Here is an 18,663-nt window from a genome sequence, read left to right as displayed (position 1 = left end):
CTGTCGCCGTGGCCGGGTTTGCTCTGGTCAGAAACCGGGGGAATCGGTAAGGAAAACTGACCACGCAAAGGGGGTCATCCGCCAAATCGCGGGGAATGCCCGGCAAACGGGACCTAAAGGGAGGATTTAATCCATGAAACTCAAGGCAATCGCGCTCGCCAGCTCGGCCGCGCTCCTGACCACCGGCGCGCAGGCGCAGGACGTGATCGAGATGACCTCGGCCTTCGGTAAGAACCTGCCGATCCTCGGCACCGCCGGTGTCGACTTCACCGACAAGATCAACGCCATCTCCGACGAGGTCGAGTTCGAGCATTTCGATCCGGGCGAGCTGGTCCCGACGCTCGAGGCGCTGGACGCCGTGTCCAACGGTTCGGTCGACGCGGCCTACACGACCTCTGGCTACTGGCAGGGCAAGATCACCGCCGCCTCGCTGTTCGCGGCCGTGCCGTTCGGCCCCGAGGCCGGCGAATTCCTGGCCTGGATGCTCTACGATGACGGACACGAGCTGTTCCAGCGCATGTATGACGAGAACGGCTATAACGTTCACGTCCAGCCCTGCGGCATCATCGCGCCCGAGACCTCGGGCTGGTTCAAGAACGAGATCAACTCGATGGCCGACTTGGAAGGCCTGAACATGCGCTTCTTCGGCCTCGGCGCCGAGGTCATGCAGCGCCTGGGCGTCTCGACCTCGCTCCTGGCGGGCGGCGACATCTTCCCCGCGCTGGAGCGCGGCGCCATCGACGCGACCGAGTTCTCGATGCCCCGCATCGACGCGCGCCTGGGCTTCCACCAGATCGCGAAGTTCAACTACTTCCCCGGCTGGCACCAGCCCGCCACCATGTTCGAGCTTCTAGTCAACAAGGACGTCTGGGACGGTCTCGACGAGCGCACGCAGCGCCAGATCGAGATCGCCTGCCTGGCCAACATCACCACGAACTACGCCGAAGGCGAGGCCACGAATTTCGAGGCCATGATCGAGAACACCGAGCAGAACGGCGTGACCATCAAGACCTGGTCGCCCGAGATGCTGGCCGCGTTCGAGGAGAACTGGAACGCCGTCGCCGAGGAGCTGGCCGCCGAGGACGCCTATTTCGCCGAGGTCTGGGCCGACCTCCAGGAGTTCCGCGCCGGCTACAAGACCTGGGGTGACACGATCTATCTGCCGCGCCCGCGGAACTGATCGATAGCGACGAGGCCCGCGCCCCCATGGGGAGACCGGGCCCTCGTCGGACCTCTTGAGACGGGCCGGGCGGATCCTTCCGCCCGGCCCCTTGCGGACAGGTCCCGGGGGCGGGGCCAGGGAAGGGGGCGGCCATGAGCCAGACACCACAGGAAACGGTCGACGTCGGCGGGCTGGAAGGCCCCATCGTCGCCATCACCGACCCGGGCGAGATCGGGCGCGCCGAACACAATCGCGGCGACCGCTTCGTCGTCCACGTCTCGAACGTCTTCGCCTGGCTCTTCCCGATCCTGATGGTGGTCATCGTGGCGCAGGTGTTCCTGCGCAATTTCGGCCGCATCGGCATCGGCCCCGGCAACCAGGCCTGGATGGACGACCTGCAATGGTGGCTCTACGGCGCCGCCGTCCTGATCGGGGTGGCCTATGCGGTCACGACCAACAGCCATGTGCGAGTCGACATCTTCTACGACGGCTATCCCGAGCGGAAGCAGCGCAAGATCGACATTTTCGGGCTGTCCTGGCTGTTCCTGCCGTTCATCATCCTGTGCTGGGACGTGACGCTGGCTTATGCGCTGCAATCCATCGCCTCGGGCGAAGGCTCCAGCAGTCCCAACGGGCTCCACGGCCTCTATTATCTTAAAAGTTTCGTGAACATCGCGTTCCTCTTCATCGGGATCGCGATCTGGTTCGCTTATCTGCGCATGCTCGCGAAGCTGGTGCGCCCGCTGATGTGGCGCAAGCTGTTCTACGCGCTGCCTTCGGTGGCCTTCGCCATCAACCTCGTCATCTACTACGCGGGCCTCGGCATCGTGCTGCTGATGTCCGAGCCGGGCACGACAACACGCCAGGCGACGCGCCACTGGTTCTTCGACGAGATCGACCTGATCGCGAACCAGGAGATGAAGATCACGGTGCTCGCGGCCCTGATCGTCACGGCCCTCGTCATCGGCGCGGCCTACCTGCTGCGTGACAAGTCCGAGGAGCCCGCCTGATGTTCATCCTTGAAGCGATCGGGCAGCTCATGACGCTGAACGAGCTCGTCGTGCTCGTCATGTTCCTGTCCTTCATCTGGATGCTGTTCCGCGGCATCCCGGTGGCCTTCGCGCTGGTGGGCGTGTCGCTGATCTACGCGCTTTTCGCCGAGATCCTGCTCGACCCCTATCGCCGCGCCTTCGAGGACATCATCGAGTTCGACCGCACCGGCATCGACTACCAGCGCCTCTCGGTCCTCTCCAACCGGCTCTTCGGCAACATCGTGCAGAACCCCGTGCTCGTGGCGCTGCCGATGTTCATCTACATGGGGCTGATGCTGGACCAGTCCGGCGTCGCGCAGCGCATGATGATCTCGATGCAGCGCCTCTTCGGTGGTCTGCGAGGCGGGCTGGCGCTGACGGTCCTGCTGATCGGCATCATCCTCGCCGCATCGACCGGCGTGATTGGTGCGTCGGTGACGCTGCTGGGCGTGATGGCGCTGCCGCAGATGATGAGCCAGGGCTATTCCAAGCCGATTTCGACCGGCACGATCGCCGCGGCCGGCACGCTCGGCATCCTGATCCCGCCCTCGATCATGCTGGTCATCATGTCCGACCAGCTCGCCATCTCGCTGGGCGACCTGTTCATGGGGGCGCTGTTCCCCGGGCTGATCCTGGGCGGCCTCTATATCCTGTTCATCGTGGTCTACGGCTTCATCAAGCCGGGCGCGATGCCCGCGCCCGATCACGGCGACCATGTCGGCTGGCCCGTGGTGAAGGAGGTGCTGCTGGCCGTGGTCCCGCCGCTCCTGCTCATCCTGCTGGTCCTCGGCTCGATCTTCGCCGGGCTCGCCACCCCGACCGAGGCCTCGGGCCTCGGCGCGATGGGCGCGACGCTTCTGGCGGTGGCCAACCGCAAGCTCAACTTCAAGGTCTTCCTCGAAGTGGCGCGCTCGACGCTGAACACCTCGGGCTACATCGTCGGCATTTTCCTGGCGGCGAATTTCTTCGCGCTGGTGTTGCGCCGCTATGGCGGGGACGAGATCGTCCAGAACCACGTGCTGGGCATCTTCCAGGATCCCTACATGGTGGTGCTGTTCATCCTGTTCATCGTGTTCCTGCTGGGCTTCCTGCTGGACTGGATCGAGATCACCATCATCATCATGCCGCTGATGCTGCCCATCATTCAGGGGCTGGAACTGGCGGTGCCGGGCTTCGACGTGGTCCGCGATCCGCAGGTGGTCTGGTTCGCAATCCTCGTGGCGGTGACGCTACAGACCAGTTTCCTGACGCCACCAGTCGGATTCGCGCTGTTCTACCTCAAGGGCGTCTGCCCGCCGGGGGTGAATCTCGGCCATATCTACCGCGGCGTGATCCCCTTCGTGCTGCTGCAGTTGACGGGCCTCGCCATCGTGTTCTGGTACCCGTCGCTGACCACCTGGCTGCCATCCGTCGCCTACGGCAACTGACGGAACGGGCGCGGCCCCGCGGGGTCACGCCCTTCGGGCGGCATGCGACGGCATGCCCCTTCAAATTTCCCGGTCGGACTGACATCTAGGCGGCAGATGCTGATCGCCCGGAGACGACCCATGCGTGCCATCCTGACCGCCCTCGCCGTGACCCTCGCGCTTCCTGCCGCCGCCGAGACGGTGACGCTGGGCGATCTGGTCATCACCCGCCCAGCGCTCCGGGCCACGCCGCCCGCCGCCCCGGTGGCGGCCGGCTTCCTGTCCGTCGAGAACACCGGCGCGATGGAAGACAAGCTCATCGGCGCCGATATCGACCCCGCGGTGGCCGGCATGGTCCAGCTGCACCAGATGGCGATGGCCGACGGCGTGATGCAGATGAGCGAGATGACCGACGGCATCCTGCTGCCGCCCGGCGCCAAGGTCGATCTCGTGCCCGGCGGGCTGCACTTGATGCTGATGCAGATGACGCAGCCGCTGGAGCCCGGCCAGGCCCATGACGTGACGCTCAGCTTCGAGAAGGCCGGCGAGATCACCCTCGCCATGCCCGTCCTGACCCTGGCCGAGATCCGCGAGGCCGCCGCCGAGATGCTCGACGGGATGGAGATGCCGGAAGGCGAGGGGGAATTAAGCCGATGATCGCGCGGACCCGCACAATCCTCCTGGGCCTCGCCGTCGCGGCGCTCGCGCTGGGCGGCGGCTTCGCCGCGCGGCAGCTGATGGACAGCCGCACCGTCTCGACCGCCGTCGGCACCGAGCTGGGCGCGCCGTTCGAGCTGGTCGACCACACCGGCGCGCCGATCACCGAGGCGGCCTTCGAGGGCCGGCCCAGCCTTCTGTTCTTCGGCTTCACCCACTGCCCCGAGATCTGCCCGACCACGGTCTACGACATGGAGACCTGGCTGACCGAGCTCGACGTCGCGCCCGACGCGCTGGGCGCGTTCTTCGTGACCATCGACCCTGAGCGCGACACGCCCGAATTCCTGGCGGATTACCTCGAGCCGCAATCGGAGCGGATCATCGGCATCACCGGCGCGCCCGAGGATGTCTGGGCGATGGCGAAAAGCTGGCGGGTCTACTTCCAGAAACGCCCGCTGGGCGAGGGCGAATACACGATGGATCACTACGCCTCGGTCTTCGTGCTCAATACCGAGGGGCAGGTCGTGGACCTGATCGGCTTCGGCGAGAATCCCGAGATCGCCAAGGCCAAGATCGCCTCCGTCCTTTGAATTTCTTTCGGGTGCGCTTGGCTCTAGCCTGATTCGCGCGATTGCGTTACAGTCCCGACACAGACCCGGAAAACCGGGCGGGCAGTAACGAAATGCAGGCGGACCCATGACCGAAATCGCGCATGGTGCGGTCGTCGCCCTCCCGGGCGAGGCCATCGTTTCACGTTGGTGGCGGACGCTCGACAAGGGCGTGCTGGGGGCGGTCGTGCTGCTCTTCGCCGTCGGGCTGTTGCTGGGCTTCGCGGCCTCGGTGCCGCTGGCCGAACGCAACGGGCTCGAACCCTTCCATTACGTCTACCGGCAGGCGGTCTTCGGCGGGCTGGCCTTCGCGGTGATGCTGGTCGTGTCGATGATGCAGCCGCATGTCGTGCGCCGCTTGGGCGTCGTGGGGTTCTTCGTCGCCGCCGCGGCGCTGATGCTGCTGCCGATCTTCGGGACCGATTTCGGCAAGGGTGCCACGCGCTGGTACTCGCTGGGCTTCGCCTCGCTGCAGCCCTCGGAATTCCTCAAGCCCGTCTTCGTCATCATGACCGCCTGGCTGATGGCCTCCGCCGCCGAACCGGACGGCCCGCCGGGCAAATCGATCAGCTTCGCGATCCTCGTCGTGGTGATCGCCTTCCTCGCGCTGCAGCCCGATTTCGGCCAGGCGATGCTGACCGTCGTCGCCTGGTCGGCCATCTATTTCGTCGCGGGCGCCCCGATCGTGCTGCTGACCGGCGTCGTCGCGGCCGTCGGCGTGGCTGGCATCCTCGCCTACCAGAACTCCGAACATTTCGCCCGGCGCATCGACGGCTTCCTGTCGCCCGATGTCGATCCGCGCACCCAGATGGGCTATGCCATCGACGCGATCCGCGAGGGCGGCTTCTTCGGGACCGGCGTCAACGAGGGCCGGGTGAAATGGATCCTTCCGGATGCGCATACCGATTTCATCATCGCCGTCGCGGCCGAGGAATACGGGCTGGTGATGGTCCTCTTCATCGTCGCGCTGTTCGGCTTCATCGCCGCGCGCTGCCTGATCCGGCTCTGCATCGAGCGCGACATGTTCATCCGCCTGGCCGGCACGGGGCTGACCGTGCTGCTGGCCAGCCAGGCCTTCATCAACCTCGGCGTCGCGGTCCGGCTGCTTCCCGCCAAGGGCATGACGCTGCCCTTCGTCAGCTACGGCGGGTCCTCGCTCATCGCGATGGGCCTCTTGACCGGGATGCTGCTGTGCTTCACCCGGACCCGGCCCCAGGCCGAGATCGGGGATCACCTGCTGTCCAACGGATATCGCTGAGCGCGCCGCACCCATGTCCCAGCTTCTCGTCATCGCCGCCGGCGGCACCGGGGGTCACATGTTCCCCGCCCAGGCCCTCGCGGAGGAGATGCTGACCCGCGGCTGGCGCGTGAAGCTTGCCACCGACGACCGCGGCGCGCGCTTCGCGGGCGGCTTTCCCGATGCCGTCGAGATCGAGATCCTGCCCGCCGCCACGACCGCCCGCGGCGGCGTGGTGTCGAAGCTCTTCGTCGGCCCCAAGCTCGCGCGGGGCGTCTTGCGGGCGCTGCGCAGCTTCCGCGCCGACCCACCGGCGGTAATCGCGGGCTTCGGCGGCTATCCCACGATCCCGGCGATGGCGGCGGCGGTGATGATGAAGCTGCCGCGCCTCATCCACGAACAGAATGGCGTGCTGGGCCGGGTGAACACGATCTTCGCGCCGCGCGTCGATGCCGTGGCCTGCGGCACCTGGCCCACGGTGCTGCCGCAGGGCGCGCATGGCCTGCATGTCGGCAACCCGGTCCGCGCCGCGGTACTAGGCCGCGCGGCCAGCCCATATATCCCGCCCGGCGACTACCCGATGACGGTGCTGGTGATCGGCGGCAGCCAGGGTGCCCGCGCGCTGTCGGACGCCGTCCCGCCCGCGCTGGCCGCGCTGCCCGAGGCGATCCGGAGCCAGCTCCGCGTCTATCAGCAGGCCCGCCCCGAGGACGAGGCGCGCGTCGCGCAGTTCTACGACGAGGCCGGGATGGCGGCCGAGATCCGGCCCTTCTTCGACGACGTGCCGAACCTGATGGCCGAGGCGCAGCTGGTGATCTGCCGCGCCGGCGCCTCGACGGTGGCGGACCTGTCGATCATCGGCCGTCCCGCGATCCTCATTCCCTATCCGCACGCCACCGCCGACCACCAGACCGCCAATGCCCGCGCGCTCTCCGAGGCGGGCGCGGCGATCCTCATCCCCGAGCGCAAGCTCACCTCCGAAAGCCTGGCCGAGCAGGCCGAGCTGATCCTCTCCAACCCCGACGGCGCCCGCCGGATGGCGCGCGCGGCCATGTCCGTGGGCATGTCCGACGCGCGCGAGCGGCTGGCCGCCCTCGTCGAAGAAGCGAGCCAGCGATGAACGCCACCAAGCTGCCCCAGCAGATGGGCCCCATCCATTTCGTCGGCATCGGCGGCATCGGCATGTCCGGCATCGCCGAGGTGCTGATCGCCCATGGCTACACCGTGCAGGGCTCGGACGCGAAGACGAGCGCGATCACCGATCGCCTGGCCGCCAAGGGGGCGCGCATCTTCGAAGGCCAGCGCGCCGAGAACCTGGAGGGCGCGGAGGTCGTGGTGATCTCCTCGGCGATCAAGCCCGGCAATCCGGAGCTCGACGCCGCGCGCGCGCGCGGCCTTCCGGTCGTGCGCCGCGCCGAGATGCTGGCCGAGCTGATGCGGATGAAGTCGAACATCGCAGTGGCCGGCACCCACGGCAAGACGACCACCACCACGATGGTCGCCGCGCTGCTGGACGCGGGGCAGGAGGATCCCACCGTCATCAATGGCGGCATCATCCACGCCTACGGCTCGAACGCGCGGATGGGGCAGGGCGAGTGGATGGTGGTCGAGGCCGACGAGAGCGACGGCACTTTCAACCGCCTGCCCGCGACCATCGCCATCGTCACCAATATCGACCCCGAGCACATGGACCATTGGGGATCGATCGAGGCGCTGCGCCAGGGCTTCACCGATTTCGTCTCGAACATCCCCTTCTACGGGCTGGCCGTCTGCTGCACCGACCACCCGGAGGTGCGCGCGCTGGTCGGCCGCGTCACCGACCGCCGCGTCGCGACCTTCGGCTTCAACGCCCAGGCCGACGTGCGCGCCACGGGGCTGCGCTACGAGGGCGGCGTGGCGCATTTCGACATCCAGCTGCAGGCCGAGGACGCGGTGATCGAGAATTGCGCGCTGCCGATGCCGGGCGATCACAACGTCTCGAACGCGCTGGCCGCGGTGGCCGTCGCCCGCGAGCTGGGCATCCCGAAGGAGGTCATCCGCGACGGGCTGGCGAGCTTCGGCGGCGTCAATCGCCGCTTCACCCGCGTGGGCGAGTGGCGCGGCGTGCCGATCATCGACGATTACGGCCACCACCCGGTCGAGATCGCCGCCGTCCTGAAGGCTGCGCGCCAATCGATCGGCGACAGCGGCCGGGTCATCGCGGTCCACCAGCCGCACCGCTACTCGCGGCTGCATTCGCTCTTCGACGAGTTCTGCGGCGCCTTCACCGAGGCCGATGTCGTGGGCATCGCCGATGTCTATGCCGCCGGCGAGGACCCGATCCCCGGCGCGGGCCGCGACGACCTGGTCGCCGGTCTGATCCGCACCGGCCACCGCCACGCGCGGGCCGTCACCGACGAGGACGATCTGGAACGTCTCGTGCGCGATGAGGCGCGGCAGGGCGATATCGTCGTCTGCCTCGGCGCGGGCACGATCTCGCAATGGGCGGGCAACCTGCCGCAACGGCTGGCGAGCTAGGGCCGGGGAAGGCGGGGGCCGCCACCCCTGCGCCGCCGCCGATGGGACGTTCCGCCGACTCGGACACCCCCGAAAGTATTTCGGGCCAGAGGAAGGAAAACCGCGATGGCGCTTGTCGGTCTTTGCCTGTGGGTCGTTCTGGCGGCGGGCCTCCAGGCCGTGCTGACGGCGCGCCAGTCCTGGCCGGCCGCTTATGGCCTGATGGCGCTGGGCGCGCCGCTTCTCGTCTGGCTCTGGCTCTCGGCGGGCCCGGGCTGGGCCGCGCTTGGCCTTGCGGCGATGGCGTTGATCCTGCGCTGGCCCCTGCGCTATTTCGGGCGCTGGCTGACCAGGATGATCCGATGAACTTCCCGCAGGTGCGCGGCACGCTCACGCCGAACCGGCCGCTGGCCGATCTGACCTGGCTGCGCGTCGGCGGGCCGGCGGATGCGCTGTTCCAGCCGGCCGATCTCGCGGATCTGACGGCGTTCCTTGCCGCGCTGGAGCCCGAGGTGCCGGTCTTCCCGATGGGCGTCGGCTCGAACCTCATCGTGCGCGACGGCGGGCTGCGCGCCGTGGTCATCCGGCTGGGCCGCGGCTTCAACGGGATCGAGATTGCGGGCGATCTGGTCCATGCCGGGGCCGCCGCGCTGGACGCGCATGTCGCGCGGCGCGCGGCCGAGGCGGGCCGCGACCTGACCTTCCTGCGCACCATCCCCGGCGCCATCGGGGGCGCGGTGCGGATGAACGCGGGCTGCTACGGCGTCTACGTGTCCGATCACCTCGTCTCAGTCGAGGCGGTGACCCGCGCGGGCGAACGCGTCACGATCCCCGCCGCCGATCTGCGCCTGGCCTATCGCCAGTCCGACCTGCCCGAGGACACGATCCTGACCCGGGCCACCTTCCGCGCGCCCGCGGGCGATCCCGCCGAGCTGGCGGCGCGGATGGCGGCGCAGCTCGACCGCCGCGACGCGACCCAGCCCACCAAGGACCGCAGCGCCGGCAGCACCTTCCGCAACCCCGCGGGCCATTCCTCGACCGGGCAGGCGGATGACACGCATGAGCTGAAGGCGTGGAAGGTGATCGACGACGCCGGCATGCGCGGGGCCACGCGGGGCGGGGCGATCATGTCGCCCAAGCATCCGAATTTCCTGGTCAACCAGGGTGGCGCGACGGCCGCAGACCTCGAAGGGCTTGGCGAGGCGGTGCGGAAAAGGGTTTTCGAGACCTCCGGTCTGACGCTAGAGTGGGAAATCAAGCGGGTCGGAGAGCCCGGCTAACCCCAGAACGGTCCACCAGAGGCCGGGGACAATAAGAGCAAGCCGCGGCGCGTCAGCGCGACCGGGGCGAGGCGCAGAGATTGGGCATACGGGCATGTCGGGCAGGGCATTCCACCACGTCGCCGTCCTGATGGGCGGACCATCCGCCGAGCGCGAGGTCTCGCTCTCGACCGGTCGCGGCTGCGCGGAGGCCCTGCGCGGCGAGGGCTTCGATGTGACCGAAATCGACGCCGGGCCGGACCTTGCGCAGCGGCTCTCCGACCTGCGCCCCGACGTCGTCTTCAACGCGCTGCATGGCCGCTGGGGCGAGGATGGATGCGTCCAGGGCCTCCTGGAATGGCTGCGCATTCCCTATACGCATTCGGGCGTGCTGGCCTCGGCCCGCGCCATGGACAAGACCCTGACCAAGGCCGCCTACCGGGCCGAGGGGCTGCCGGTGGTCGAAAGCCGCATGGTCGCGCGCGCCGCCGCCTCGGCCTGCCACGTCCTGCCGCCGCCCTACGTCATCAAGCCCAACAACGAAGGCTCGTCCGTCGGCATCTGGATCGTCGAAGAAGGGGCGGAGGGGCCGCCCGCGCTGCCCGACAGCATGCCCGATACGGTGATGGTCGAAGCCTACGCCCCCGGGCGCGAGCTGACCTGCACGGTCCTCGGCGCGCCCGGCCGGGAGCGCGCGCTCACCGTGACCGAGATCGTCACCGACGGCTGGTACGACTACGAGGCGAAATACGCCGAGGGCGGCAGCCGGCACGTCTTGCCCGCGCAGATCGCGCCCGAGGTGTTCTCGGCCTGCCGCGACCACGCGCTGCAGGCCCACCGCGTCCTGGGCTGCCGCACGATCAGCCGCACCGATTTCCGCTGGGACGAGACGCGGGGCCCCGCCGGGCTGATCCTTCTGGAAACCAACACCCAGCCCGGGATGACGCCCACCTCGCTCACGCCCGAGCAGGCGGCCCATGCCGGCATCACCTTCGGCGGGCTCTGTCGCGAACTGGTCGAGGACGCCTCATGCGACAGGTGAAGGCGCGCCGCCCGGCCCCGAGCGACCCCGCGCCCTCGAAATGGCGCTACCGGGCGCAGCGGCTGTGGCTGACGCCGCTCTTCCGCGCGCTGATCCGCACCGGCATCCCCAGCTTCGGCTTCGTGATCCTGTTCACCTGGTACATCAACGACCCCGCGCGCATCCGCGCCATCGTGGACACCTGGGAGGAGACGGTCCGCGCCGTGCAGGACCGCCCGGAATTCATGGTCTCGCTGCTGCGGATCGAAGGCGCCTCGGACGAGTTGCAGGCCGATATCCTCGAAGCGCTGCCGGTGGATCTTCCGCTCTCGCAGTTCCAGCTCGACATGGACGGCCTGCGCGCGATGCTGGTCGATCTCGACCCGGTGCTCGACGCCGAGGTCCGGGTGAAGGCGGGGGGCGTGCTGCTTCTGAAGGTGACCGAGCGCGAGCCGGCCGTGGTCTGGCGCCATGCCGAGGGGATCGACGTGCTGGACGCCGAAGGCCATCGCGTCGCCACGCTGGACGACCTCGCCGCGGCGGGCGCGCTGCCGATCATCGCGGGCGAAGGAGCCTCGGCCCACGTGCCGCAGGCCCTGCGCCTGGTGCGCGCGGCCGACCCGGTGACCGACCGGCTGGTCGGCCTGACCCGCGTGGGCGACCGCCGCTGGGACGTCGTGCTGACCCGCGGCCAGCGCATCGCCCTGCCCGAGACGGCGCCCGCCGCGGCGCTCGACCGCGCGCTGGCGATGCACGCCGCCAAGGACGTGCTGAACCGCGATATTTCCGTCGTCGATCTTCGCATTCCCGACCGCCCCATTCTGCGCCTGACCGGCCCCGCTCGCGACGAATTGCGCCGCCTGCAGGAGCTGGAGCGCCTGAGCTATTTCTCGGAGGACTGATGAGCCGATTGTTCCAGGCCCAACGCGCGATGCGCCGCAAGCGCCAGGCCGCCCTGCAGCGCGGCGTCGTCGCCATCCTCGACGTGGGCAGCCACAAGACCGCCTGCCTCGTCCTCCGCTTCGAGGAAAACACGCCCCAGGGCGAGGGCGTGGGCCACATGGCGGGCCAGTCCAATTTCCGCGTCATCGGCGTCGCCAACACCCGCTCGCGCGGGGTCCGGATGGGCGAGGTGGACGCCATGCCCGAGACCGAGCGCGCGATCCGCACCGCCGTGCAGGGCGCGCAGAAGATGGCCGGAGTGCGCGTCGATCACGTCATCGCCTGCTTCTCGGGCGGCCGCCCGGCGTCTTACGGGCTCGCGGGCGAGGTGACGCTCGATGCCGGGCCCTGCACCGTGCATGACGTCGCGCGGGTTCTCGCCTCAGTCGACACGCCCGACCTCGGGCCGGGTCGCGAGGTGCTGCACGCCCAGCCGGTGAATTTCGGCATCGACCACCGCACCACGCTCCGCGACCCGCGCGGCCAGACGGGCGAGATCCTGCGCGCCGACATGCATCTTCTGTCGATCGACGCCCACGCGATCGAGAACCTGCTGACCTGCATCCATCGCTGCGATCTCGAACTCGCGGGGCTGGCCTCGGCGCCCTATGCCGCCGCCACCTCCGCGCTGGTCGAGGACGAGAAGGAGCTGGGCGCGGCCTGCATCGACATGGGCGGGGGGACGACGGGGCTGTCGATCTTCATGCGCAAGCAGATGGTCTATGCCGACACCGTTCGGCAGGGCGGCGAGCACGTCACCTCCGATATCAGCCAGGGCCTGCGCGTGCCGCGGGCCACCGCCGAGCAGATCAAGTGCCGCTTCGGCGGCGTGGTCGCCACCGGCATGGACGACCGCGAGGTCATTCCGCTCGAGGCCGATACCGGCGACTGGCACCACGACCGCCGCTCGGTCACCCGGACCGAGCTCATCGGCATCATCCGCCCCCGGGTCGAGGAGATCCTCGAGGAGGCGCGCGCCCGGCTCGACACGGCGGGGTTCGGCGACCTGCCCAGCCAGCGCATCGTGTTGACCGGCGGCGCGAGCCAGATCCCGGGGCTCGACGGTCTGGCCGCCCGCATCCTGGGCAATCAGGTCCGCCTCGGGCGCCCGCTGCGCGTGTCGGGCCTGCCCGAGGCCGCGAAGGGTCCGGCCTTCGCCGCCTGCGTCGGATTGTGCATGCAGGGCGCCGAGCCGCAGGATGAATTCTGGGATTTCGACGCCGTGCCCGAGCGCGAGGCCGGCCGGTCCCTGCGGCGCGCGATGCGCTGGTTCAGAGACAATTGGTGATCCGAATCGATTTTGGGGTGACGCAAGGAGTCGGATTGGTTACTTTCGGGCAAAAATACGGCGAATGCCGAGTGATCGAGATGGCCTGAGGCAGGGCCCAACATACAGGTGGACAGAGCAATGACGTTGAATCTCACCATGCCCGGCGGCACCGCCGAAACCGATCTGCGTCCGCGCATCACCGTCTTCGGTGTCGGCGGGGCAGGCGGCAACGCAGTCAACAACATGATCCAGAAGGATCTCGAAGGCGTCGAGTTCGTCGTCGCCAACACCGACGCGCAGGCGCTGGCCCAGGCCCACGCGCAGGCCCGCATCCAGCTGGGCGCCCGGGTCACCGAGGGGCTCGGCGCGGGCGCGCGCCCCGAGGTCGGCGCCTCCGCCGCCGAGGAGACGATCGAGGAGATCGTGGACCGGCTGGCCGGCGCGCATATGTGCTTCATCACCGCCGGCATGGGCGGCGGCACCGGCACCGGCGCCGCGCCGATCATCGCGCAGGCCGCCCGCGAGCTGGGCATCCTGACCGTCGGCGTCGTCACCAAGCCCTTCCAGTTCGAGGGCTCGCGCCGCATGCGCCAGGCCGAGCAGGGCGTCGAAGCTCTGCAGAAGGTGGTCGACACGCTGATCATCATCCCCAACCAGAACCTCTTCCGGCTCGCCAACGAGAAGACGACCTTCACCGAGGCGTTCTCGATGGCCGACGACGTGCTTTATCAGGGCGTCAAGGGCGTGACCGACCTGATGGTCCGGCCGGGCATGATCAACCTCGATTTCAACGATGTCCGCTCGGTCATGGACGAGATGGGCAAGGCCATGATGGGCACCGGCGAGGGCACGGGCGAGGAGCGCGCCGTCGAGGCCGCCGAGCGCGCCATCGCCAACCCGCTGCTCGACGAGCTGTCGCTAAAGGGCGCGCGCGGTGTGCTGATCAACATTACCGGCGGGCACGACCTGACGCTCTTCGAGATGGACGAGGCCGCCAACCGCATCCGCCAGGAAGTGGACGAGGACGCCAACATCATCGTCGGCTCGACACTCGATCCGGCGATGGAAGGCGTGATGCGCGTCTCGGTCGTCGCGACCGGCATCGACGTGGCCGAGGGCGCGCATGAGGCGCCCGCCCCGCGCCGCCGTCTCTCCGAGCCGGCCGCGCCGGTCGAGGCCCAGCAGGCCGCCGCCGCGAGCGTCGCGCCCACGCCCGAGCCCGCCCCGGCCCAGCCCGCCGCCGCGGCGTCCAGCTTCTTCGACGCCAGCGACCAGCAGGAGGCCGAGGAGGAGGCGATGGCGGACGACTTCTTCGGCCGCCCGACCGAGACCGCCGCCGCCGACGACTTGCCGCCGCCGGCCTACCAGCCCGCGCCCGCGCCGCAGCAGCCGATGGCCGCCGAGCCCGCGCAGGCCGCCTTCGCGCCGGCGCCGCGGCCCGCCGGGGCCGGTGGTCCGACGCCCGAGGCGATGGAGCGACTGCGCGCCGCCGTTCTGAAGGGCGAGCAGCGGGTCCAGCCCGAAGCGCCCCGCGGCGACGCGGCCGCGCGCTTCGGCATCGGCAACCTCATCAACCGCATGACGGGCACCGGGGCCGACGCGCCGGTCGCGCGCCCGGCCGCGGCCAGCCCCGCCCCGGAGGCCGCGCCCGCCGCGGATCCCGAGGAGGAGCGCATCGAGATCCCCGCTTTCCTGCGCCGTCAGGCGAACTGAGCGGACACCCCACCCAAGCGAAGACCGGCGGCGGCCCCTCGGGGTCGCCGCTTTCCGTTACAGATGCCGTGACGTCGCGTTCACGATCCGCCGCGCCCGCCCCACGATGCGCTCATCAAGCGCAGTCCAAGCCATTGAAAACGCAGGCCGGAATGACCGCTGCGGCCGATCGGCGAATTTTCGCCATATTGAAGCGGGCGCTGTTTCACCGCGTAACAGGCGTTGAATTGCCCGCAGGGGGCGTCCCGCTTAGCTGATCCTCGACACCACGGCGCCCCACGGCGCCCGGAGGACAGACGATGCAAACGACGATCCGCCACGCGGTCCGCTTCGACGGGATCGGCCTTCACCAGGGCCGGCCCGCGCGCATGACTGTCCACCCCGCGCCCGCCAGTCACGGCATCTGGTTCCGCCGCACCGATATCGACGGTAACGCGATGATCGCCGCGCGCCACGACAGCGTCGAGGTCTCGCCGCTCTGCACGTTGCTGGTCAATGAGGCCGGCATCTCGGTCTCGACCGTCGAGCACATCATGGCCGCGCTCTCGGGCTGCGGCGTGCTGAACGCCATCATCGAGATCGACGGCCCCGAGGTCCCGATCCTCGACGGCTCCGCCGCCGAGTTCGTCCGGGCGATCCTGAAGGCGGGTGTGCGCAAGCTCGACACGCCGGTCCACGCCATCGAGGTGCTGCGCCGCGTCCGGGTCGAGGAGGGCGCGTCCACCGCGACGCTCGACCCCGCGAGCGAGCTCGAGATCGATTTCTGCATCGACTTCGCCGACCGCGCCATCGGCACGCAGCGCAAGGTCCTGCGCCTGTCGAACGGCACCTTCGTGCGCGAGCTCTGCGACAGCCGTACCTTCTGCCGCCAGTCCGATGTCGACGCCATGCGCGCCGCGGGCAAGGCGTTGGGCGGCAGCCTGTTGAACGCGGTGGTCGTCGATGGCGACCGGGTCGTGAACCCCGAGGGCTTCCGCCATGCCGACGAGGCGGTGCGCCACAAGATGCTGGACGCGCTGGGCGACCTGGCGCTTGCGGGCGCGCCGATTCTCGGCCGTTACACCGGCATCCGCGCGGGTCACGCGATGACGAATAAGCTGCTGCACAAGCTCTTCGCCGACCCGCTGGCCTACCGCATCCGCACGCTCTCGCCGTCGGAATGCGGCATCCTGCCCGGCGCGGGTCTCGACCGGGACGTCTTCACCCATCTCTGAGCGCGCGATTTCGCCGCCGGCCCGCTTCACAGCCCGCGATCGCGCGGCTATGGTGCGGCGCAAGCCCCGGAAAGGGGCAAGGGGTGGGGGACGCGGTCCATGACGATCCGGCGAAAGACGCGGTTTTTCGGGGCCTTGGGTCTGGCGGGCGCGCTCGCGGCCTGCGGCGGCTCCGACGAGCTCGCGCTCGAGGACACCGCGCCGGAAGCGATCTACCAACAGGCCGAGCAGGAATTGGCCAATAACGATCCCGATGACGCGGCCGTCCTCTTCGGCGAGGTCGAGCGGCTCTATCCCTATTCCGAATGGGCCAAGCGCGCCCTGATCATGCAGGCCTTCGCCTATCACGAGGACCGCGACTACGAGAACGCGCGCGCCGCGGCGCAGCGCTATATCGATTTCTACCCCGCCGACGAGGATGCGGCCTATGCGCAGTACCTCCTCGCGCTCAGCTATTACGACCAGATCGACCAGGTGGGCCGCGACCAAGGCCTGACCTTCCAGGCGCTGCAATCGCTCCGCACCGTGATCGAGCGCTACCCCGACAGCGAATATGCCCGCTCGTCGATCCTGAAATTCGACCTCGCCTTCGATCACCTTGCCGCCAAGGAGATGGAGATCGGTCGCTACTACCTGAAGCGGGGCCATTACCCGGCGGCAATCAACCGCTTCCGCGCCGTGGTCGAGGAGTTCCAGACCACCACCCAAACGCCCGAGGCGCTGATGCGGCTGGTCGAGGCCTATCTTGCGCTCGGCCTGACGGAAGAGGCGCAGACCGCGGGCGCGATCCTCGGCTACAACTTCCAGTCCTCGCCCTTCTATGACGACGCGTTCCGGCAATTGACCGGGCAGGGGCTTTCGCCCGAGGCGCGCGGGCAGGGCTGGCTGCGCGCGATCTACGACCGCACGATCCGGGGCCGCTGGCTATAAGGGGCGGGGGGACGCCTCGCCCCTCGCACCCCGCCCCGGCGCGCGCTATCTAGCCGCCATGCTTCGCTCGCTCGACATCCGCGACATGCTCATCATCGACCGCCTCTCGCTGGAATTCGGCGCGGGGCTGAACGTGCTGACCGGCGAGACCGGGGCGGGCAAGTCGATCCTGCTCGACAGTCTCGGCTTCGTGCTGGGCTGGCGCGGGCGGGCCGAGTTGGTGCGCCAGGGCGCCGAGCAGGGCGAGGTAGTGGCCGGCTTCGACCTGCCCGAGGGCCACGCGGCCCGCGCCGTGCTCGACGAACACGGGATCGCCGCCGAGGATGGCGAGCTGCTTCTGCGCCGCGTCAACGCCCGCGACGGGCGCAAGACGGCCTGGGTCAATGGCAGCCGCGTCTCGGGCGAGGTGCTGCGCCAGCTGTCCGACACGCTGCTGGAGCTGCACGGCCAGCACGACGATCGCGGCCTCTTGGACATCCGCGGCCACCGCGCGCTGCTCGACGCCTTCGCCGGGGCCGAGCCCGCGCTCGCCGCCACCCGCGCCGCCTGGCGGGACCTCGCCGCCGCCCGCCGTGCGCTGCGCGACGCCGAGGCGCAGGTCGAGGCGGCCCGCGCCGAGGAGGACTTCCTGCGCCACGCCGTGAGCGAGTTCGACAAACTCGACCCCCGGCCCGGGGAGGAGGCCGAACTCGACGCACGTCGCCGCCTGATGCAGGGCGCCGAGCGGATCCGCGAGGACGTGGCCCGCGCGTTGCAAGCCATCGGGCTCGACGGGGCCGAGGGGCAGATGATGGATGCGACCCGCTGGCTCGATGACGCGGCCGACGGGGCGGGCGACCGGCTGGGCCCCGCGCTCGACGCGCTGGGCCGCGCGATGGTCGAGCTGGGCGAGGCGCAGGCGGGCGTCGAGAGCTGCCTCGACGCGCTCAGCTTCGATCCGCGCGAATTGGAGGAGGCGGAGGAGCGGCTCTTCGCGATCCGCGCGCTCGCCCGCAAGCACGGCGTGCTGGCCGACGACCTGGCGGCCTTCGGCGCGGATCTGCGCGGCAAGCTCGACCTTCTCGACACGACCGAGGGCAACATGGGCAAGCTGCGCGCCGCCGAAGCCGAGGCGCAAGCCGCCTATGCCGCCGCCGCAAGCGCGCTGACCGCCCTGCGCCGGGACGCCGCGACCCGGCTCGACGCGGCGATGGCCGCGGAGCTCGCCCCCCTCAAGATGGAGCGCGCGGTCTTCGCGACGCGGCTCGCCGAAGCGGGCCCCAGCCCGGAGGGCGTCGACGAGGTGGCCTTCGAGGTCGCCACCAATCCCGGCGCGCCGTCCGGCCCCCTCAACAAGATCGCCTCGGGGGGCGAGCTTAGCCGCTTCCTTCTGGCGCTGAAGGTCTGCCTGACCGGCGGCGACCGCTCGCGCACGCTGATCTTTGACGAGATCGACCGCGGCGTGGGCGGGGCGACGGCCGACGCGGTGGGCCGACGGCTGAAGGCGCTGGCCGCGGGCGGCCAGGTTCTCGTCGTCACCCATAGCCCGCAGGTCGCGGCGCTCGGGCTGCACCATTGGCGTGTCGAGAAGCGCGTCGAGGACGATGCCACCCTCAGCCGCGTCATTCCCGTGGCCGAGGCCGACCGCGTGGACGAGATCGCGCGGATGCTGGCCGGCGACACCGTCACCGAAGCCGCGCGCGGCGCCGCCCGCGCGCTGCTCGACGCGGCGGCCTGA

Annotated in this window: 17 protein-coding genes; all 17 read left to right on the top strand. The window is 69.6% G+C overall.

Annotation, left to right across the window (positions count from 1 at the left end):
- Window positions 1-133 precede the first annotated feature (133 nt).
- The 17 genes from P8627_RS01905 (at window position 134) to recN (ending at window position 18,663) form a co-directional block, all read left to right on the top strand.
- Window positions 134-1,180 (top strand): TRAP transporter substrate-binding protein, encoded by a 1,047-nt coding sequence (locus P8627_RS01905; protein ID WP_279965804.1) that lies wholly within the window; start codon window positions 134-136, stop codon window positions 1,178-1,180.
- Between the two features lie 134 nt (window positions 1,181-1,314).
- Window positions 1,315-2,172 (top strand): TRAP transporter small permease subunit, encoded by an 858-nt coding sequence (locus P8627_RS01900; protein WP_279965803.1) that lies wholly within the window; start codon window positions 1,315-1,317, stop codon window positions 2,170-2,172.
- Window positions 2,172-3,620, top strand: a complete 1,449-nt coding sequence (locus tag P8627_RS01895) for a TRAP transporter large permease (RefSeq protein ID WP_279965802.1) — start codon at window positions 2,172-2,174, stop codon at window positions 3,618-3,620. Before P8627_RS01900 ends, P8627_RS01895 begins: the two co-directional genes overlap by 1 nt.
- Before the next feature lie 120 nt (window positions 3,621-3,740).
- Complete coding sequence (locus P8627_RS01890; RefSeq protein WP_279965800.1) at window positions 3,741-4,256, top strand: copper chaperone PCu(A)C; 516 nt, start codon at window positions 3,741-3,743, stop codon at window positions 4,254-4,256.
- Complete coding sequence (locus P8627_RS01885; RefSeq protein WP_279965799.1) at window positions 4,253-4,846, top strand: SCO family protein; 594 nt, start codon at window positions 4,253-4,255, stop codon at window positions 4,844-4,846. Before P8627_RS01890 ends, P8627_RS01885 begins: the two co-directional genes overlap by 4 nt.
- A gap of 106 nt (window positions 4,847-4,952) precedes the next feature.
- Entirely contained in the window at window positions 4,953-6,122 is a 1,170-nt protein-coding gene (locus tag P8627_RS01880; RefSeq protein WP_279965798.1) for a peptidoglycan glycosyltransferase FtsW, read from the top strand.
- A 13-nt stretch (window positions 6,123-6,135) separates the two neighbouring features.
- A complete protein-coding gene (gene murG, locus P8627_RS01875; RefSeq protein ID WP_279965797.1) occupies window positions 6,136-7,221 on the top strand; it encodes an undecaprenyldiphospho-muramoylpentapeptide beta-N-acetylglucosaminyltransferase in 1,086 nt (361 codons plus the stop codon).
- The gene (gene murC / locus P8627_RS01870; RefSeq protein WP_279965796.1) at window positions 7,218-8,618 is read left to right on the top strand and encodes a UDP-N-acetylmuramate--L-alanine ligase; all 1,401 of its coding nucleotides are present in this window, start codon (window positions 7,218-7,220) and stop codon (window positions 8,616-8,618) included. Before murG ends, murC begins: the two co-directional genes overlap by 4 nt.
- A gap of 105 nt (window positions 8,619-8,723) precedes the next feature.
- Window positions 8,724-8,963 carry a DUF2484 family protein gene (locus P8627_RS01865; protein ID WP_279965794.1) on the top strand — a complete coding sequence of 80 codons (240 nt, stop codon included), beginning with the start codon at window positions 8,724-8,726 and terminating at the stop codon, window positions 8,961-8,963.
- Window positions 8,960-9,877, top strand: a complete 918-nt coding sequence (murB, locus tag P8627_RS01860) for a UDP-N-acetylmuramate dehydrogenase (RefSeq protein WP_279965793.1) — start codon at window positions 8,960-8,962, stop codon at window positions 9,875-9,877. The genes P8627_RS01865 and murB overlap by 4 nt, the downstream gene beginning before the upstream one ends.
- Window positions 9,878-10,007: 130 nt before the next feature.
- Window positions 10,008-10,898 (top strand): D-alanine--D-alanine ligase, encoded by an 891-nt coding sequence (locus P8627_RS01855; RefSeq protein ID WP_279965792.1) that lies wholly within the window; start codon window positions 10,008-10,010, stop codon window positions 10,896-10,898.
- Window positions 10,886-11,779, top strand: a complete 894-nt coding sequence (locus P8627_RS01850) for a cell division protein FtsQ/DivIB (protein ID WP_279965791.1) — start codon at window positions 10,886-10,888, stop codon at window positions 11,777-11,779. The genes P8627_RS01855 and P8627_RS01850 overlap by 13 nt, the downstream gene beginning before the upstream one ends.
- A complete protein-coding gene (ftsA, locus tag P8627_RS01845; protein WP_279965790.1) occupies window positions 11,779-13,107 on the top strand; it encodes a cell division protein FtsA in 1,329 nt (442 codons plus the stop codon). Before P8627_RS01850 ends, ftsA begins: the two co-directional genes overlap by 1 nt.
- A 120-nt stretch (window positions 13,108-13,227) precedes the next feature.
- Window positions 13,228-14,802 carry a cell division protein FtsZ gene (gene ftsZ, locus P8627_RS01840; RefSeq protein WP_279965789.1) on the top strand — a complete coding sequence of 525 codons (1,575 nt, stop codon included), beginning with the start codon at window positions 13,228-13,230 and terminating at the stop codon, window positions 14,800-14,802.
- A gap of 299 nt (window positions 14,803-15,101) precedes the next feature.
- Complete coding sequence (gene lpxC / locus P8627_RS01835) at window positions 15,102-16,016, top strand: UDP-3-O-acyl-N-acetylglucosamine deacetylase (protein ID WP_279965788.1); 915 nt, start codon at window positions 15,102-15,104, stop codon at window positions 16,014-16,016.
- A 99-nt stretch (window positions 16,017-16,115) separates the two neighbouring features.
- Window positions 16,116-16,946 carry an outer membrane protein assembly factor BamD gene (locus P8627_RS01830; protein WP_279965787.1) on the top strand — a complete coding sequence of 277 codons (831 nt, stop codon included), beginning with the start codon at window positions 16,116-16,118 and terminating at the stop codon, window positions 16,944-16,946.
- Window positions 16,947-17,004: 58 nt separating this feature from the next.
- The gene (recN, locus tag P8627_RS01825) at window positions 17,005-18,663 is read left to right on the top strand and encodes a DNA repair protein RecN (RefSeq protein ID WP_279965786.1); all 1,659 of its coding nucleotides are present in this window, start codon (window positions 17,005-17,007) and stop codon (window positions 18,661-18,663) included.

This window comes from Jannaschia sp. GRR-S6-38 (genome assembly GCF_029853695.1).
Taxonomy (GTDB): domain Bacteria; phylum Pseudomonadota; class Alphaproteobacteria; order Rhodobacterales; family Rhodobacteraceae; genus Jannaschia; species Jannaschia ovalis.
The sequence above is the reverse complement of the archived record's forward strand: the minus strand, read 5'-3'. Positions and strand labels throughout refer to the sequence as shown.

Excerpts from the sequence above, each read along its gene's own strand:
- P8627_RS01905 (WP_279965804.1), top strand. The coding sequence starts at position 134 with ATGAAACTCAAGGCAATCGCGCTCGCCAGCTCGGCCGCGCTCCTGACC.
- P8627_RS01900 (WP_279965803.1), top strand. The coding sequence starts at position 1,315 with ATGAGCCAGACACCACAGGAAACGGTCGACGTCGGCGGGCTGGAAGGC.
- P8627_RS01895 (WP_279965802.1), top strand. The coding sequence starts at position 2,172 with ATGTTCATCCTTGAAGCGATCGGGCAGCTCATGACGCTGAACGAGCTC.
- P8627_RS01890 (WP_279965800.1), top strand. The coding sequence starts at position 3,741 with ATGCGTGCCATCCTGACCGCCCTCGCCGTGACCCTCGCGCTTCCTGCC.
- P8627_RS01885 (WP_279965799.1), top strand. The coding sequence starts at position 4,253 with ATGATCGCGCGGACCCGCACAATCCTCCTGGGCCTCGCCGTCGCGGCG.
- P8627_RS01880 (WP_279965798.1), top strand. The coding sequence starts at position 4,953 with ATGACCGAAATCGCGCATGGTGCGGTCGTCGCCCTCCCGGGCGAGGCC.
- murG (WP_279965797.1), top strand. The coding sequence starts at position 6,136 with ATGTCCCAGCTTCTCGTCATCGCCGCCGGCGGCACCGGGGGTCACATG.
- murC (WP_279965796.1), top strand. The coding sequence starts at position 7,218 with ATGAACGCCACCAAGCTGCCCCAGCAGATGGGCCCCATCCATTTCGTC.
- P8627_RS01865 (WP_279965794.1), top strand. The coding sequence starts at position 8,724 with ATGGCGCTTGTCGGTCTTTGCCTGTGGGTCGTTCTGGCGGCGGGCCTC.
- murB (WP_279965793.1), top strand. The coding sequence starts at position 8,960 with ATGAACTTCCCGCAGGTGCGCGGCACGCTCACGCCGAACCGGCCGCTG.
- P8627_RS01855 (WP_279965792.1), top strand. The coding sequence starts at position 10,008 with ATGGGCGGACCATCCGCCGAGCGCGAGGTCTCGCTCTCGACCGGTCGC.
- P8627_RS01850 (WP_279965791.1), top strand. The coding sequence starts at position 10,886 with ATGCGACAGGTGAAGGCGCGCCGCCCGGCCCCGAGCGACCCCGCGCCC.
- ftsA (WP_279965790.1), top strand. The coding sequence starts at position 11,779 with ATGAGCCGATTGTTCCAGGCCCAACGCGCGATGCGCCGCAAGCGCCAG.
- ftsZ (WP_279965789.1), top strand. The coding sequence starts at position 13,228 with ATGACGTTGAATCTCACCATGCCCGGCGGCACCGCCGAAACCGATCTG.
- lpxC (WP_279965788.1), top strand. The coding sequence starts at position 15,102 with ATGCAAACGACGATCCGCCACGCGGTCCGCTTCGACGGGATCGGCCTT.
- P8627_RS01830 (WP_279965787.1), top strand. The coding sequence starts at position 16,116 with ATGACGATCCGGCGAAAGACGCGGTTTTTCGGGGCCTTGGGTCTGGCG.
- recN (WP_279965786.1), top strand. The coding sequence starts at position 17,005 with ATGCTTCGCTCGCTCGACATCCGCGACATGCTCATCATCGACCGCCTC.